Below are 16,965 nucleotides of genomic sequence, written 5' to 3'. Positions count from 1 at the left end.
ACGCATGTCCGAGACTCCTGAGAAGCAGATGAAACCCTGGATCAAGCCGGCTCTGGAAATGGGGCCGATCCTTGCGTTTTTTGCGGGCTATATCGCACTCAGGGATCATACGTTCCTGATCGGAGGGGCGGACTATTCCGGTTTCGTTGTCATGACGGCCGTATTCATCCCGCTTCTGGCACTGTCGACCCTTGCGCTGTGGAAACTCACCGGCAAGCTGTCGGCGATGCAGATCATGACGCTGGTGCTGGTCGTGGTGTTCGGCGGGCTGACGATCTGGCTCAATGACGAGCGCTTCTTCAAGATGAAGCCGACGATGATCTACATCATGTTCGGCGCCATTCTGGGCCTCGGCCTGTTGCGCTCGAAAAGCTATCTCTCGCTGGTTCTGGGCGAGGTCATGCCCTTGGATGCCGAGGGGTGGCGCAAGCTCGAATTCCGCATGATGCTGTTCTTCTTTGGGCTGGCCGTCGCTAACGAGGCGATCTGGCGCACGATGACCACGGACGCTTGGGTCAAGTTCAAGACCTTCGGCCTGCCCATCGCCATGCTTGCGTTTTTCATGAGCCAGTCAGGGCTTATGGCACGGCATTCGACCGAAGAGAAAGCCGCCGACAAGGATGCGGCGGAATAGCTCTCAGCTTCCGGTCAGCGTATAGGGCAGGTACGCCACCGCCAGCGCTGCCTTGCCGGTGAGGCTCAGCCCGTCGATCAGGATGTCCTGCCCGGGCGCGCCCGAGACGATGCGTTCCACCAGTTCTCCGGAGGCGATCATCGCCAGAAGTGCGGGCGAGCGCATCAGGGCCATATGGCCGAGCGGATCGCCTTTCGGTGCATGGGAGGTGTCGATCACCACCACGCCAAGCCGTCGCAGCTCTTCGATATTCTCTGCCTCGCCGACCCGAGGATGCCCACCGGTCAGCACCGCCGAAAGCTTGAGTGCGCGGTCCCGGCGCGAGGCAAAGACCGCCAGATCCACATCATGGGGGCGCAGATCCATCACCTGACGGCGGAAAAGATCGACGTCGATGTCGGGCTGCACCAGAACCACGCCATTGAGCCGCGACAGTGTGCGCCGGTCATTTTCGAGCGCCAGCCGCTTCACCGCCTCCATCGCGAGAAGTCCGCCCATGGAATGCGCGAGCAACATGACATTCTCGGCGCGGCTCTGGCTCAGCAGGCGCAGGGTCTCGGCCAGCGCCGTGCGGGCGTAGAGCACTGAATCGCGGTCGTAGGCATAGCGCGACAGCCGCCCGGCGGAGGGCCATGAGAACAGGACCATCGGTTGGGTCAGGTTGAAATCCGTGGCGATCTGTGCCGCGCGAAACACCGCGCCGGGATAGGAGACGTTGTAGCCATGCACGAAAAGCACGACATTGCGCTCTCCCCGGGGCAGGCTGGCGAGCCGGGTGTCGAGGCGGTCGAGAAACGCGCGCTCCGCATCGAAATGCGTGCTCTCGGTGACGAAGAACTCGCGTTTCGGGTCGAGCCGGGTTCTCGGAAATGAAAACTCTCCCGGCTTGCGGTCCTCCGGGACGGAAATCCCGTAGTCGCAATAGAACATCTTGTCCGACCTCTGGCTGTCGAACTCGATACCTTGCGTGGCGGAGACCTGCCGGTTAGTCACCACCAAAAGCTCCCGCTGCCGCGCGACGGGAATCTCTGCGAGATCCGGCGGGATGGTCATCTTCGGGGGAGAACAGCCGCTCAACACGAGCGCGCCGCCCCCCAGAACCATCTCCCGCCGGGTGAGAATCACTTTTGTCCCCCTTGGCCGAACAGCACCTTCTGCGCATCCTTGTCCTGCGCCGCGTCCGTGCGTTTTTCCGCGGCCAGAGCGCGCCCGCGCTGCACGGCGGGACGCGAGGCGATGCGCGCGATCCAGCGTTTCAGATGCGGTTTGTCATCGAGCGTCTGTTCCTGTTTCTCCCACAGAGAGGCCCAGGGCCAGATCGCCATATCGGCAATGGAATAGAAGTCGCCCGCCACGAATTCCTCTTCGGCCAGCCGCCGGTCGAGCACGCCGTAAAGCCGGGCGACCTCGCTGCGATAGCGGGTCTTGGCATAGGGCAGATCGTTCGGAGGCTCCATATTGGGCGCATAGCTCAGGAAGTGGTGTGCCTGGCCGGCCATCGGGCCAAGCCCGCCCATCTGCCACATCAGCCATTGATCGACCACGGTGCGGTCGCGTTCGCCGCCGCCATAGAACTTGTCATGCTTGCGCGCGAGATATTGCAGGATCGCGCCGCTCTCGAAAATCGAGATCGGCCGCCCGTCGGGGCCTTCCGGGTCGACAATTGCGGGCATACGGTTGTTCGGCGCGATCTTGAGAAACGCGGGGTCGAATTGTTCGCCCTTGCCGATGTTCACGAGTTTCACCTCGTAAGGCAGGTCCATCTCCTCGAGTGCGATGGAGATTTTCCAGCCGTTCGGCGTCGGCCAGTAGTAAAGCGTGATGGGGGTTTCGATCATCTGTCAGGCCCGTGCAGTCATCCGGTTGTTGGATGCGCGTCAGGATGACGCTTTGCGCGAAAAGGACAAGGGCGAAGCGACAGATTCTTGCGCACGCCATCGTGATCGGGGCGGGGCCTGGAGTGTGAGCGACTGCAATTCGTCCTGCAACAGCGCGAGCGGGAGACACTCGGGCGTGCGCAGGGCCACACGGTAGAGGTCGAATAGCCCCGCGCGCAGATAGGGAGACCAATGGCACACGCGCCGGTCGGGAGCGGGAATCGGATAGCCGAGCCGGTCGAGCACGGCGCGTGCCCGGACATTGTCGATGGCCAGATCGCACCAGTTGCGCCGCAGCGCGCCAAGCCCGGCCCCGAGCGCACGTGACGCTCCGTGATCGGGCCGCAGGGCCATCTCGAACATCAGGTCGTAGAGCCGGTTTTCCCGTGAGGTGACATTGAGGATTTCCACCGTGCGCCCGGCCTCGCTGTCCAGAGCATGGTACGCGGCGGAACGGAATTCTGCCCCGGCCAGCAGGATCGCGCGCCGTACTGCCACGGCGGGCAGCCGGGGCAGGGCGGAAAGGATCACCCGCGCGCCGAGCGAATGGCCGATGAGTTGCACGGGGCGGTCCATCTTCCAGATCAGACGGGCCAGCGCCTCCCCGGTCTGACGCGCCATGTCATAGGCCTGCCAGATCGTGCCGCGCGCCTCCCAGCCGAGCGCGATGCACAGGCCTTCCTGTGCCGTCCCGGTGCCAAAGCCAAGCGCGCGCGGCCAGCTCAGCACCTTGCGGGAGGTGAGCTCGGGGTCGAGGGCGAGGATATGGTCGTGCGGATCATGCGCCGGCACATGGGGAGAGAACTTGTAACCATGGATACAGATCACCACAGGCGCGCCCGCAGGCGTGGCGTCGAGGGCCTGACGCAACCGCTCACGGGTGTCGGGCGGCAAGAAGGGACCGTCGGCATTGATCTTCACAAGGGGCATGGGACCCGCCTTTGATGGCTCTGCTCGCGCGCGAAGATGCGCCGGGAGTGTCACGATGCTGCGACAGGGCGGTGAATCTTTGTTAACGGGGGCGGGCGCAGTTGACAGAATGTCGCAGGATTTGTACCCCACGCCCCATGTGGCGATTTGTTCTCCGGATTGCGGGCCACGTTAAAAACTCCGCTAAAGAGGTCAGGACGAGACACCGGGTTGGTCAGAACCCGCCGTGCCCCAGCCCTTGATCGAATGGGGATTAGGAATGGCGAAAGGGATCACATGACCAAGGCAGACCAGTCGAAATCGAACCAGTTCAAAGACACCTGGAAAACCCGGACCAAACTCATCCACGATGGCGTCCGTCGGTCGCAATATGGCGAGGTTTCCGAGGCGTTGTTCCTGACGCAGGGCTTTGTCTACGACACGGCGGAGGCGGCGGAAGCGCGTTTTGTCGATCAGGGCGAGGACGAATTCATCTACGCCCGTTACGGCAATCCGACGACGCGGATGTTCGAGGACCGGATGGCCTCGATCGAGGGCTGCGAGGACGCCTTTGCCACCGCTTCGGGCATGGCCGCCGTCGCGGGCGCACTGATGTCGGTCCTGAAGGCGGGCGATCATTTGGTGTCCTCGAAGGCGCTGTTTGGTTCTTGCCTCTACATCGTCACCGAAGTGCTGCCGAAATTCGGGGTGGAGACCACGTTGGTCGATGGCAAGAACCTCGACGAATGGAAGGCGGCGATCCGGCCCGACACCAAAGCGGTGTTCTGCGAGAGCATTTCGAACCCGACGCTTGAGGTCATCGACCTCAAGGCGGTGTCTGAACTGGCCCATGCGGTGGGGGCGCTGGTCGTGGTGGACAACGCCATGTGCACGCCGATTTTCTCCTACGCCAAGGAGAGCGGAGCGGATCTGATCATCTATTCGACCACGAAACATGTGGACGGGCAGGGGCGCTGTCTGGGCGGCATCATCGCCGGTGACAAGGAACTGATCCGCGGCCCGGTGGAGATGTATATCAAACACACCGGCGGAGCGATTTCGCCCTTCAACGCCTGGATTCAGCTCAAGTCCCTCGACACGCTCGACCTGCGCGTGCGGCAACAGGCCGCGACGGCGATGAAGCTCTGTGAGGCGCTCGACGGCCATCCCGCGCTCGCTTCCGTGCGCTATCCGGCCTATAAGTCCCATCCGCAATACGATCTCGCGATTTCGCAATCAGAGGCCGCCGGGACCGTGATCACCGTCGATCTCAAGGGCGGCAAGGACGCGGCGTTCAGATTTCTCAATGCGCTCGAGGTGTTTACGCTCTCGAACAACTTCGCCGATGCGAAATCCATTGCAACCCACCCCTGCACCACCACGCACAAGAACGTGCCGGTGGAAAAACGGCCGGAGCTCGGCCTCACGGACGGGCTGGTGCGGCTGTCGATGGGGCTCGAGGACACGGATGACATCATCGCGGATATCCTGAACGCGCTCGAAGCGGTTTGAGGTCGGGTTTGATCCTGGCGCAAGTTTCCTTCGTATTGGTAAATCCTTGAGAACCTCCTATATGAGGGCCAAATGGAAGGGGTTTGCGGATGAACATGCAGACGAGCGATCTCGAAAAGAACGACAGGGCGGCCGCCGAGGCCGCTCTTGCGATCCTGCGCGACTGGGCCAAGGGCGCATCGCCGACCGAAGTGGCAGAGCTCGACCCGGCCATTGCACGGCTTCTGCCCGAGGCTGACGATTTCGCCAATTACCCGGCGCTGCGCCGCGCCTACCCAGAAGATTTCGAGGTCTCGGAGGCCTATAAGGAAGGCCTGCCGGATTTGCAGAACGGGCCGGAAAGCCTGATCAAAGGGGCGAAACGGCAGATCCAGCATGTCGGCATCTCGAATTTCCGCCTGCCGATCCGGTTCAAGACCCGCGACGACGGAGATTTGACGCTCGAAACTTCCGTCACCGGCACCGTGTCCCTGGAGGCGGAGAAAAAGGGCATCAACATGTCCCGGATCATGCGCTCGTTCTACAAACACGCGGAGCGGAGCTTTTCTTTCGATGTGATCGAGGCGGCGCTCAGGGATTATCAAAGCGATCTCGAAAGCTTCGATGCGCGTATCCAGATGCGGTTTTCCTTCCCGGTGAAACGCCGCTCTTTGCGCTCGGGTCTTGCGGGCTACCAGTATTACGACATTGCTCTCGAACTGGTGGAGCAGGGCGGGAAAATGAAAGAAATCATGCATCTGGACTATGTCTACAGCTCCACTTGCCCCTGTTCGCTTGAACTTTCCGAACATGCCCGCCGCACGCGGCACCAACTGGCCACACCGCATTCGCAGCGCTCCGTGGCGCGGATTTCGGTCGAGGTGAAGAACCGGCAGGACACGCTCTGGTTCGAGGATCTGATCGACCTGTGTCGCCGCGCGATCCCGACCGAGACCCAGGTCATGGTCAAGCGCGAGGATGAACAGGCCTTTGCCGAGTTGAACGCCGCCAATCCGATCTTTGTCGAGGATGCCGCGCGGCTATTCTCCGAAGTGCTCGAAAACGACCGGCGCATCGGAGACTTCCGGGTGATCGCCTCGCATCAGGAAAGCCTTCATTCCCACGATGCGGTGTCGGTGCTGACGGAGGGCGAGACTTTCGCCGCGCAAAGTCTCGACCCGAAGCTGTTTTCGACCCTGTTCCACATCGGCTGAGGCGCAAACACAGACCTGCGACCTCTTTACGTGACGGGTGCGCTTGACTTGCCGGCCAAGCCCGGCCAAGCCTTGGCGCCATGACGGATTTGAGGCCAGTGGGATATGTGATCGGAACGCTCGTCGGCCTTCTCGGCCTGACGATGGCGATTCCCATGGCGGTGGACCTCTCGACAGGGTCGGGCGAATGGCATGTGTTCTTTCGTGCGGGCGTCATCACCTTCGTGGTCGGCGCGGCCCTGGCGCTTGCCACCCAGAACGGTCAGCAACAGGGCCTGTCGATCCAGCAGATGTTCCTTTTGACCACGCTGATCTGGCTCATCCTGCCGCTGTTCGGTGGTATTCCCTTCATGCTCGGCGCGACCGAGGCGAACCTGACAGATGCGTTTTTCGAGGCGATGTCGGGCATGACCACCACCGGTTCCACGGTGTTCTCCGGCCTCGACGACCTGCCAGCGGGCATCCTGTTGTGGCGCTCGATGCTGCAATGGTTCGGCGGCGTCGGCATCATCGTCGTCGCCATGGTGTTCCTGCCGGAACTCAAGGTCGGCGGCATGCAGGTGTTCCGCTCCGAAGCCTTCGACACCGACGGCAAGGTCCTGCCGCGCGCGGGGGAGATCGCGGCGCGGATCTCGGTCATCTACATTGCCCTGACGGTGGCCTGTTTCCTTGGCTATGTGCTTGTGGGGATGAACATTTTCGATGCGCTCAACCATGCGCTGACGACGCTTTCGACCGGCGGGTTCTCCACCCGGGACGCCTCTTTCGGGGCCTTTCAGGGACCGGCCGAATATGTGTCTTCCTTCTTCATGATCCTCGCTTCTCTGCCCTTTGTGCGGTATGTTCAGTTGATCGCGGGCACGGCCAAACCCTTTTGGCGCGACACGCAGATTCATGCTTACCTGATCATCATTTTCGGTCTGACCATCGCGTTCGCCGTCTACCGTCTGGTGGTGAATCAGGACCATTTCGAGCATTCCTTCCGCGAAGGTCTGTTCAACGTCACCTCGATCATTTCCGGCACGGGCTATGCCTCGACGGATTATCAGCTCTGGGGGGCTTTCCCGGCGGTGGCGTTCTTCTTCATCGGCCTGATCGGGGGCTGCGCGGGTTCGACCGCCTGTTCGGTCAAGGTCTTCCGCTATCAGCTCCTCTGGGCCTCGATGCGGGCGCAAATCCGCAAGATCCACAGCCCCAACGGCGTCTTTACCCCGCGCTATCAGGGCCACCCGGTGACCGAGGACGTGCTGTCCTCCGTCATGGCGTTCTTTTCGTTTTTCATCGTCACGCTGGGCATCACCTCGGTGCTGCTGGCCGCCACCGGGCTGGATTTCATCACCGCCGTTTCAGGCGCTGCGACCGCACTGGCTTGTGTGGGCCCCGGGCTTGGCGACATCATCGGACCCTCGGGGAATTTCGAGACGGTGAACGATCCGGCGAAATGGATCCTGGCCGTCGCCATGCTGATCGGACGGCTCGAAGTCATGTCGGTTTTCGCTCTTTTCACGATCCGGTTCTGGCGGGCATAATCCGTTCAACCGCGCGTTGAAAGGGATGGCCATGGGTGACGACAGTGATCCGCATGTGATGAGCTTCTACCGGGTGCGGCAGGCGCTGGGCGTGATCGCCTTGTTTCTGCCGGCCGTGCTGATCGTCGGAGGCATGGGGCTCGAACATGCTTTGCGTGATAGCGTGTCGAATTTCTTCTTCTCGCCTCTGCGCGAGGTGTTCACCGGATCGCTCGCCGCCATTGGCGTGTTCCTGATCGCCTACAAAGGCTATCCGCGCCGCTCGGACGAGACCTTCTCCGATCAGGTGCTGGCCTCGGTCGCGGGGATGTCCGCGCTGCTCGTGGCCTTCTTCCCATCGCTGGCCGATTGCATCCCGCCGGAGGGCATGGCGCAGTGTATGCCGCCGGAGGAAACGGTGACACAAAAGCTGATCGGTGTTGGCGGGTCCTCCTGGGTGCATAACATCTCGGCGCTGGTGTTTTTCCTCTGCCTCGTCGTCTTCTGCCTCGTGCAATTCCCCAAGACCGAAAGCCGCGTGCGTCCCTATATCTACAAGGCCTGCGGCTATGGCATTCTCGTGGCTCTGGCAGGGATCGCCGGAGCTTTTGCCATGGCGCGCTGGGGCGGGGCGGAGGCGTTTGTCGCGGCGCATAATCTGGTGTTCTGGGGCGAGGCCGTGGGGATCTGGATCTTTGCGCTCGCCTGGCTGACCAAGGGCAAGGCGGATCAGGCGGCGCTCAACCTGTTGCGGCGTGCGGTGGCCTCAGAAAAATGAAACCCCGCCGGAGGAGGCGGGGTTTCGTGGATCGTTTCAGTGGACCGTTTTGCCGGGGCTCAGTTCCAGCAGCTTACCAGAACCGTGAGGTCCCGTCCGATGCGCACCAGATCGGTGTCGGAGGTGGCGCTGTCGGAGGCCGAGACGGTGACGCCATGACCCGACAGGAAGCCCGCGATCTTTTCCATGTCATAGGCAAAGGCCACATCCTCGGGCAGACTGCGGGCCTGGGCCTCGGGGATGGCGTCTTTGGCCGCGAGCATTCCGATCACAGCCCCGGAGGAGTTCAGAAGCGGCCCACCGGCCTCGCCCGGAAGCGTGGTCATCGCCAGACGCAGAAGGTCCTCTTCGCCCGACAGGCCTTTGTGTTCGGCCATGAGGCCATAATTGAGCGTCGGCGCATCGAGGCGACCGGCATAGGCATAGCCCGACACCGAGACCTCGGATTGCAGACGCGGCAACTGGCTGTCGAACTTGGCGACGCTCAGGGGGGCAAGGGTTTCGACCGGGGTCAAAAGCGCCATGCCGTCCTCGGTCGCGGTGACGGTGGCCTCATAGCCGTCGTCAATGGTGATCTTGGCGCAGGAGGCGACAAGTTCGGCGGAGGTGAGAACCGCGCCCTTGTCATCGACGTAAAAGCCGGAGCCTGCCTTTTCGGGGCGGCGAATGTCGAGCCCGGCCAGAAGGTCGATGTCCTGCGCGGCCCCTTCGCCGTAAGCGTCGGGCAGAACGCCGTCGAGCGTGGCGAAGCTGGATTTCATCGCGTCCAGCGCCATCTGGTGCCGGGTTTGATCATCGGTGGTCTTCGGCGTCGGCCAGATCAGGGTCCAGCCCTTGACCGCGCCGTTCACCAGACGCGCCTCGGTGTGCGACGTGATCTCTGCATTGGTGCCGGTGAGGCTGAAAGAGTGGTTGTCACGCGTGCGCGGTCCGTCCATGGGCACGATTTCAAGCGTTTGCATGATTTCGTAAAGCCCGCCCAAAGTGGCCTCGTCGCCGGTTTGCGAAATCAGCATGACCTGAACGCCGGAGCCGTCCTTGGATTTGTATTTCGCAAAGGGCGGTGCGTAGGCGTCGAATTCCACAAGCCCCAGAGGCAAGGAAATCGTCACCCCCGCCACCTCGTCGGCCACCGGCGCCATGCCGAGGCTGTCGATCACGGCCTGATAGGCCCCGAGGGCCTCGGCACGTTGCTGCGTGGTCAGCACGCCGGTAATGTCATAGCCCTTCATCGCCTGCCAGTCGGACATGGCGCGGCGCGTGCCGGGGCCAAAAGCGCCGTCGATGCCGGAATTGTAAACGCCCGCGAATTTCAGCGCGGTCTGAAGCGCCTCGCGGTCTTCGCGGCTGAGCGCGCGTTCGGAGGCTCGGGCCTGGGCCGGGGTCTCGTCGGGGAGGGCCATGGGCAATGCTTCCGTGGGCATCTCTTCGGCGGGCATGGCGGTCTCGGTCGCTCCGGGGGCTGAGACTTCCGGTGTCGTTGCTGGGGGCAGGGTGGAAAGCGTCGCGCCCACCGGCCAGAACGGCTGGCGATACTGGCCACCGTCGGTCAGGTAGCTGTCGCCGGGGATCAGCCCCTGAGCGCGCAGCGTCAGACGGGCCGCTTCGGCCTCGGCCTCGGTCGCATAGGGACCAAGCGCGATGGCGTTCCAACGACCCGGAAGCTCGAAGCCCACGACATTCGGCAGGCGACCGGCATAGCCGCGCGCGGCCTCGGTGGCCTCGGTGAGGGAAGGTTGCGCTTCGATCTGAATCCATTGTTCGGCATGAAGAGCCGTGGACAGCAATAGCGTGGCGGCGAGCCCCAGCGGGGCAACGGCGAGAGACCTTTTCATGAAAACCCTTTACATGTCTTGCGGGCCCTTCGGCCCTTATATTGCGGCTTAAGAAAACAGGTTTGACGTGAAGGTCAACATGCTGTGGGGCGGCAAGGGGGCAAATGGCGGGCTTGTGATGTAAAACTGCCGGGAAATTGGCGCTCGGGGGCGTCGCGGCCCGCCTTGTCATTGACGCCCCCGCCGGGCCTCGCTAGGGATGAGCCCGCGTTTGAACAGCAGAATTGGCGAAAGACCCCATGTCCCTGTCCCCCTCCGAAAATGTCGAGAAACCGCGGTCGTTTCAGGAGATCATCCTGAGGCTCCAGAGCTACTGGGCCTCGCGAGGTTGCGCGATCCTGCAACCCTATGACATGGAGGTCGGTGCGGGGACGTTCCACCCGGCGACGACGCTGCGCTCTCTGGGCTCGAACGCCTGGGCGGCGGCCTATGTACAGCCGTCGCGCCGCCCGACCGACGGGCGCTATGGCGAGAACCCGAACCGCTTGCAGCATTACTATCAGTACCAGGTGCTGATCAAACCGTCGCCGCCGGATTTGCAGGATCTCTATCTCGGGTCCCTGAAGGCCATCGGCATCGACACCGATCTGCATGACATCCGTTTCGTGGAAGACGACTGGGAAAGCCCGACGCTGGGCGCCTGGGGGCTTGGCTGGGAAGTGTGGTGCGATGGCATGGAAGTGTCGCAGTTCACCTATTTCCAACAGGTCGGCGGGCACGATTGCAAGCCGGTATCCGGCGAGCTGACCTACGGGCTCGAACGCCTCGCCATGTATGTTCTGGGCGTCGATCACGTCATGAACATGCCGTTCAACGATCCGCAATCGCCGATCCCGCTGACCTATGGCGATGTGTTCAAACAGACCGAGGAAGAATATTCCCGGCACAATTTCGACGTGGCCAACACCGAGAAACTGCTGTCGGATTTCGTCAATGCCGAGAAGGAATGCCACGCCATTCTGGATCAAGCGCAGATTGATCCGAAGACCGGCAAGCGCATCGTCATGGCGCATCCGGCCTATGATCAATGCATCAAGGCGTCGCATATCTTCAACCTGCTGGACGCGCGCGGCGTGATTTCGGTGACCGAACGGCAGGCCTATATCGGGCGCGTGCGGGCCCTGGCCAAGGCCTGTGCCGACGCCTTCGTGCAGACCACGGCGGGCGGCTGGACGCCGGACACCGCGCCCGAGGTCGAGAGCGCATGAATGGCAAGCTGATCGCAGGGTTCATCGTCGTGCTCGCACTCGTGTTCGGAGCGGGCCTGTATTACACGCAGGTCTATGCATATTACGACCGGCTGGATGCTTCGGCGCCTGCCGCTGCGATCCGTGCGACCAGCTTTGAAGGCCTGGCCGAGGACATTCTGGCCGAGGATTTCGAAGGGATCGACGCTGACACCTCGCCGCTCAAGTTCCGGGCCTGTTTCACCACGCCGCTTTCCGTGGCTATGATGACCGAGACCTTCCGGCCCTACGACCGCCCGTCGCCGCTGATCGCGCCCTCGTGGTTTTCGTGTTTCGACGCGAAACGCATCGGGGCCGATCTTGAGGCGGGGCGTGCCGTCGCCTTTATGGGCGAAGAGAATATCACCTATGGCTTCGACCGTGTGATTGCCGTCTATCCGGACGGTCACGGCTATGCCTGGACCCAAGCTAACCGTTGCGGGGAGGCCGTATTCGACGGCAAACCCGCGCCTGCGGGCTGTCCGCCCGCCCCTGAAGGAAACTGACCCATGGCTGACTTGCTGATCGAGCTTTTCTCCGAAGAAATCCCGGCCCGGATGCAGAAACGTGCCTCCGAGGACCTGAAATCTCTGGTGACGAACGGTCTTGTCGAGGCCGGTCTGACCTATGCCTCCGCTGGCGCGTTTGCGACGCCGCGTCGTCTGGCGCTGTCCGTCGAGGGGCTTCTGGACGCCTCGCCCACCACGGTCGAAGAGCGCAAAGGTCCGCGTGTGGACGCGCCCGAAAAAGCGTTGGAAGGCTTCCTGCGCGGGGCCGGGGTGACGAAAGACGATCTTGAAATTCGCGACGAGAAAAAAGGTCAGGTCTATTTCGCCAAGATCACCAAGCCGGGGCGTCCGGCCGCCGAGATCGTGGCCGAGGTGCTTGAGGCCACCGTGCGCAATTTCCCTTGGCCAAAATCCATGCGCTGGGGCGCGGGCAGCCTCAAATGGGTGCGTCCGCTGCATTCGATTGTCTGCCTGATGACCCGCGAAGATGGCGCCGAGGTTGTGCCCCTCGAAATCGACGGCATCACCTCCGGCAACACCGTCTGGGGCCATCGTTTCATGTCTGCAGGCAGCTTCAAGGTGACGTCTTTCGACGATTACGCTGCCAAGCTGAAACAGAATTTTGTCGTGCTCGATCCGCAAGAGCGCGCCGATCACATCTGGCACGATGCCACCAACCAGGCCTTTGCGCAGGGGCTGGAGGTCGTTGAAGACAAAGGGCTTCTTTCTGAGGTGGCCGGCCTGGTCGAATGGCCTGTTGTGCTGATGGGCGAGATTGGTGAAGATTTCCTCGGCTTGCCGCCGGAGGTTTTGCAGACGAGTATGCGCGAGCACCAGAAATTCTTCTCCGTGAAGAACCCGAAAACCGGACGGATCGAGAAATTCGTCACCGTCGCCAACCGCGAGACCGCCGACAATGGCGCGACCATTCTGGCAGGGAACCAAAAGGTGCTCTCCGCGCGTCTGTCGGATGCGAAATTCTTCTGGGAAAACGATGTGCGCACCGTCGAGCGCGAGGGTATGGAAGCCATGTCCGCGCCCTTGGCCCATGTGACCTTCCACAACAAACTCGGCTCGCAAGGTGAACGCATCGCCCGCATCGCCGCTCTGGCGTCTGACGTCGCACCCATCGTCGGGGCCGAGTCTGCCGAGGCAGCAACGGCCGCGAAAGTCGCTAAGGCCGACCTGTCCTCCGAAATGGTCTATGAGTTCCCGGAACTGCAAGGGATCATGGGGCGCTATTACGCCAAGATCGCCGGTCTGTCCGATGCCGTGGCGGATGCGTGCCGCGATCACTATTCGCCGCTGGGCCCATCCGACGATGTGCCGACCGATCCGGTTTCGGTTTCTGTCGCATTGGCCGACAAGCTCGACACGCTCACGGGCTTCTGGGCCATTGACGAGAAACCCACCGGTTCGAAAGACCCGTTTGCGCTGCGTCGTGCGGCGCTTGGGGTGATCCGGTTGTTGATCACCAATGATGTGCGCATGAGCCTCGATCGCTTCATCGACGCCCAGCTTCTGGCGCAGAAGATCGCGGCGACCGATGAGAATGACGGGATCATCGACACGCTGAAGGAAATCCTCGACGAGATTGCTGAGCATGGCGTCTTCGGGGCCGCTTTCGATGCAATTTCCGACAAGCTTTCCGAAGGTCAGAAAGACGCGGTCAAGGCCGTTGCGGGCACCGTGCCGGACACCTCCGACGACCTTCTCTCCTTCTTCCACGACCGTCTCAAGGTCTTCCTGAAAGACGAGGGTATTCGCCACGACGTGATCGACGCCTGTCTGGCGATGCCGGGCAATGACGACATCACGCTTCTGGTCAAGCGCGCCCGTGCGTTGCAGGCGATGCTCGACACCGAGGATGGCACCAACCTGATCCAGGGCTTCAAACGCGCCAACAACATCCTGACACAGGCCGAGGAAAAAGACGGTGTCGAATATTCCTTCGGCCCGGATGTGAAATTTGCCGAAACGGACGAAGAAAAAGCGCTGTTCGCCGCTTTGGATACTGCGTCCGAGGAGATCAAACCGGCGATGAAGGCAGAAGATTTCACCGCCGCCATGTCCGCCATGGCCGATATGCGCCCCTCCGTTGATGCGTTCTTCGAGGCGGTGCAGATCAACACCGACAGTGACATCGTGCGGCGGAACCGGCTTAATCTTTTGGGCCGGATCCGCGAGATTTGCCTGTCGGTCGCCGATCTGACGCGGATCGAAAACTGATTGAAACCCGTTGCCGGGATCGTTTTCCGGCAACGGTTTTTCGCCAATTTCTGATGCCTTACGCTTATTGGTTGCGCTCACGGGCGCTGGAGGCGTAGCGTTCCCGCAAAGGGAGGTGCCGCAGTGCAGCAAGAGAGCGACATCCTCGGGTTCACCCGCATTCGCCGCGTCGCTCCGATCGCGGTCAATACCCATGGCGGGCGGGCGAAATGCCTGCAACGGCTCATTCGTCTCGATCTCCCCGTGCCGGAAACCGTCGCCCTGTCCTTCGATGCGGTACATCGCCTTGCGGAGGGGCAAGCCTTTGACAAAAAGGCGCTTTTGCGTGTCTTCGGTGATGCACCCCTGTTGTCCGTGCGGCCTTCGTCTGAGGACCCGGATTGGGGCGGACCGGGCGCGATCCTCAATATCGGGATGAATGACGCCCGTCACGCGGAGCTCACCGAAAGCCATGGGGCGGAAGCGGCGGATGCGCTGTATTTGCGGTTCGTGCAGGCCTTTGCCGTGCATGTCGAACGTCTCGACCCGGAACTCTTCGAATTCGACGCCTCCGTGCCGGTGCATGAGGCGCTGAAATCCGCGCTCGAGGCGCATGAGGACGAGACCGGCGATCCGTTTCCACAAGACCCGGCTCATCAGCTCGGCCAGGTGCTGCGCTCCATGGCGCGGGCCTGGGAGGGCACGACCGCGCGGCTTCTGCGTCAGGCGAAAGGCGCGCCCGCCGATGCCGGGCTCGGGCTGATCGTGCAAAGTATGGCGCTGGGCCTTGGACCGGGGGAGAGCGGTGCGGGCGTGGTGCAACTTGTCGACGAGCAGACCGGCGCACCGGTGATCAAGGGGCGCTACCTGCGTCAGGCCCAGGGACGCGCCGCGCTCGGCAAGGGGGCCTGCGGCGTGCTCTATCTCTCGAAGGACGAGCGGGGCGAGTCTCTCGAGGAGGCGCAGCCGGACCTGTTCGCCAAGCTCGTGGAGATGACACGGCTCTGCCGGGTGCGTCTGCGCGAGGAGATGCAGGTCGAGTTCACCATTTCCGAGGGCAAGCTTTTCGTGCTCGACGCCGTGCGTGTGCCGCGCTCATCGCGCGCGGCGCTGCGGATCGCCGTGCAACTGGCCGAGGACGGGATCATTCCGCGTGAAGAGGCGATCCTGCGTGTGCCGGCGCGGTCGCTGACCGAATTGTTGCACCAGCAGGTCGATCCCACGGACAGCCGTGATGTGCTGGCCAAAGGGATCGCCGCCTCACCGGGCGGGGCGGTCGGGCGGATCGTGTTCAACTCCACCGATGCGCAGACCTATGAAGCGCGCGGGGAGCCCTGTATCATGGTGCGGCGTGAAACCACGCCGGAAGACATTCGCGGCATGCATTCCTCGGTCGGAATCCTGACCGAGCGCGGTGGGGTGACCTCGCATGCGGCGGTGATCGCGCGTGGCATTGGCATGCCCTGTGTGGTTGGCGCCTCAATCCGGATCAATTCCCGCGAACGCACGCTGACGCTCGAAGACGGGCGCAAGCTTGAAGAGGGCGATGTGATCACGCTCGACGGGTCCGCAGGCGAGGCGTTGCTGGGGGCGGTGCGGCTTTTGCCGCCGGTGAAGGACCACTGGTATGTGACGCTGATGGACTGGGCCGATGCGATCCGCGACATCGGGGTCCGCGCCAATGCCGACACGCCGTCGGACGCTGCGGTGGCGCGCAATTTCAAGGCCCAGGGCATCGGGCTCTGTCGGACCGAGCACATGTTTTTCGAAGGCGACCGTCTGACCGTGATGCGGGAGATGATCTTTGCCGCGAAACATGAGGATCGGGCGGAGGCGATCGCGCGGCTTTTGCCGATGCAAAGGTCTGACTTCATTGAGCTTTTTTGTATCATGGAAGGCTTGCCGGTCTGCATTCGCCTGTTCGATCCGCCGTTGCACGAATTCCTGCCTTCGGACCGCGAAGGGGCCAAGGAACTGGCCGAGGCGCTCGACTTGCCGCTCTCCGACGTGACCCGCCGGATCGAATGGCTGTCGGAATTCAATCCGATGCTGGGGATGCGGGGCGTTCGGCTTGGCATCACCTTCCCCGAGATTTACGAGATGCAGGCCCGCGCGATTTTCGAGGCCACCATCGAGGCGTCGAAACACGGCGCGCCCGTGGTGCCGGAGATCATGATCCCGCTGGTCTCCGCGAAACGCGAGGTCGAACTGGTCAAGACCCAGATCGACGGGGTGGCCGCTGCCGTGCGCAACGAGACCGGGGCGGAGTTCACCTATCGGCTCGGCGTCATGGTCGAGACCCCGCGTGCGGCTCTGCGGGCCGGTGACATTGCTCAGAACGCGGCTTTCCTGTCTTTCGGCACCAACGACCTGACGCAGATGGCCTACGGCCTGTCACGCGACGATGCCGGGCGCTTCATGAACGCCTATGTGCAACAGGGCGTGTTCCCGGAGGATCCGTTCCACACGCTCGATTTCGAAGGTGTCGGCGAGCTGTTGAAAATCGGCGCTGAACGGGGGCGCAAGGTGCGTCCGGAGCTGACCGTGGCGGTCTGTGGCGAACATGGCGGCAACCCCGAATCAATCGCCTTTTGCCGGGCGGCGGGGTTCGATTACGTGTCCTGTTCGCCTTTCCGGGTGCCCGTCGCCCGCCTTGCTGCGGCGCAGCTTGTCGCCGCAGATGCAAAATAATCACAGTCTTTTGACAAAGTGCTGAAAATAAAGGCGAAGCCCCGCCTATTTCTGGCGAGGTGAAGGCCGGTTTCCGCCTTTGGCT

General features: G+C 62.4%; 13 protein-coding genes and 1 riboswitch. Of the genes, 9 read left to right on the top strand and 4 right to left on the bottom strand.

Features of this window, described 5'->3' with window-relative positions; all coding sequences use genetic code 11:
- Positions 1 to 4 precede the first annotated feature (4 nt).
- Positions 5 to 634, top strand: a complete 630-nt coding sequence (locus CEW89_RS07820; RefSeq protein ID WP_066704277.1) for an inner membrane-spanning protein YciB — start codon at positions 5 to 7, stop codon at positions 632 to 634.
- A gap of 3 nt (positions 635 to 637) precedes the next feature.
- On the opposite strand, the gene CEW89_RS07815 is transcribed toward CEW89_RS07820, so the two are convergent.
- Genes CEW89_RS07815 through CEW89_RS07805 form a run of 3 tightly spaced genes read right to left on the bottom strand, consistent with a single transcriptional unit; the run spans position 638 to position 3,441 of the window.
- Positions 638 to 1,759, bottom strand: coding sequence for an alpha/beta hydrolase (locus tag CEW89_RS07815; protein WP_096805499.1), 1,122 nt, complete (start codon positions 1,757 to 1,759; stop codon positions 638 to 640).
- Positions 1,756 to 2,472, bottom strand: coding sequence for a glutathione S-transferase family protein (locus CEW89_RS07810; RefSeq protein WP_066704271.1), 717 nt, complete (start codon positions 2,470 to 2,472; stop codon positions 1,756 to 1,758). The genes CEW89_RS07815 and CEW89_RS07810 overlap by 4 nt, the downstream gene beginning before the upstream one ends.
- Positions 2,473 to 2,511: 39 nt before the next feature.
- Entirely contained in the window at positions 2,512 to 3,441 is a 930-nt protein-coding gene (locus tag CEW89_RS07805) for a DUF726 domain-containing protein (protein ID WP_096805498.1), read from the bottom strand.
- 129 nt (positions 3,442 to 3,570) lie between these two features.
- Positions 3,571 to 3,649: riboswitch (SAM riboswitch) on the top strand.
- A 68-nt stretch (positions 3,650 to 3,717) separates the two neighbouring features.
- Here CEW89_RS07805 and metZ point away from each other — a divergent pair.
- The 4 genes from metZ (at position 3,718) to CEW89_RS07785 (ending at position 8,411) form a co-directional block, all read left to right on the top strand.
- A complete protein-coding gene (metZ, locus tag CEW89_RS07800) occupies positions 3,718 to 4,932 on the top strand; it encodes an O-succinylhomoserine sulfhydrylase (protein WP_066704265.1) in 1,215 nt (404 codons plus the stop codon).
- Positions 4,933 to 5,021: 89 nt separating this feature from the next.
- Positions 5,022 to 6,125 carry a GTP cyclohydrolase FolE2 gene (gene folE2, locus CEW89_RS07795; RefSeq protein ID WP_066704262.1) on the top strand — a complete coding sequence of 368 codons (1,104 nt, stop codon included), beginning with the start codon at positions 5,022 to 5,024 and terminating at the stop codon, positions 6,123 to 6,125.
- A gap of 80 nt (positions 6,126 to 6,205) precedes the next feature.
- Positions 6,206 to 7,654: a TrkH family potassium uptake protein gene (locus CEW89_RS07790; RefSeq protein WP_066704258.1), complete on the top strand. Its 1,449-nt coding sequence runs from the start codon at positions 6,206 to 6,208 to the stop codon at positions 7,652 to 7,654.
- A 31-nt stretch (positions 7,655 to 7,685) separates the two neighbouring features.
- Positions 7,686 to 8,411, top strand: a complete 726-nt coding sequence (locus CEW89_RS07785; protein ID WP_096805497.1) for a DUF998 domain-containing protein — start codon at positions 7,686 to 7,688, stop codon at positions 8,409 to 8,411.
- A gap of 59 nt (positions 8,412 to 8,470) precedes the next feature.
- Here CEW89_RS07785 and CEW89_RS07780 read toward each other — a convergent pair whose 3' ends face one another.
- Positions 8,471 to 10,246, bottom strand: a complete 1,776-nt coding sequence (locus tag CEW89_RS07780) for a serine protease (RefSeq protein ID WP_244906173.1) — start codon at positions 10,244 to 10,246, stop codon at positions 8,471 to 8,473.
- Positions 10,247 to 10,485: 239 nt separating this feature from the next.
- On the opposite strand from CEW89_RS07780, the gene CEW89_RS07775 reads away from it, so the two are divergent.
- The 4 genes from CEW89_RS07775 to CEW89_RS07760 all read left to right on the top strand — a co-directional run bounded on the left by CEW89_RS07775 (position 10,486) and on the right by CEW89_RS07760 (position 16,880).
- Positions 10,486 to 11,454, top strand: a complete 969-nt coding sequence (locus CEW89_RS07775; RefSeq protein ID WP_096805496.1) for a glycine--tRNA ligase subunit alpha — start codon at positions 10,486 to 10,488, stop codon at positions 11,452 to 11,454.
- On the top strand, positions 11,451 to 11,978 hold the full coding sequence (locus CEW89_RS07770; protein ID WP_096805495.1) for a DUF6446 family protein: 528 nt from the start codon (positions 11,451 to 11,453) through the stop codon (positions 11,976 to 11,978). Before CEW89_RS07775 ends, CEW89_RS07770 begins: the two co-directional genes overlap by 4 nt.
- A gap of 3 nt (positions 11,979 to 11,981) precedes the next feature.
- Complete coding sequence (gene glyS, locus CEW89_RS07765) at positions 11,982 to 14,210, top strand: glycine--tRNA ligase subunit beta (RefSeq protein WP_096805494.1); 2,229 nt, start codon at positions 11,982 to 11,984, stop codon at positions 14,208 to 14,210.
- Between the two features lie 123 nt (positions 14,211 to 14,333).
- Entirely contained in the window at positions 14,334 to 16,880 is a 2,547-nt protein-coding gene (locus CEW89_RS07760) for a putative PEP-binding protein (RefSeq protein WP_198403516.1), read from the top strand.
- Positions 16,881 to 16,965: the final 85 nt, after the last annotated feature.

Origin of the sequence: Celeribacter ethanolicus, assembly GCF_002407265.1 — a bacterium.
Classification (GTDB): Bacteria; Pseudomonadota; Alphaproteobacteria; order Rhodobacterales; family Rhodobacteraceae; genus Celeribacter; species Celeribacter ethanolicus.
The sequence above is the reverse complement of the archived record's forward strand: the minus strand, read 5'-3'. Positions and strand labels throughout refer to the sequence as shown.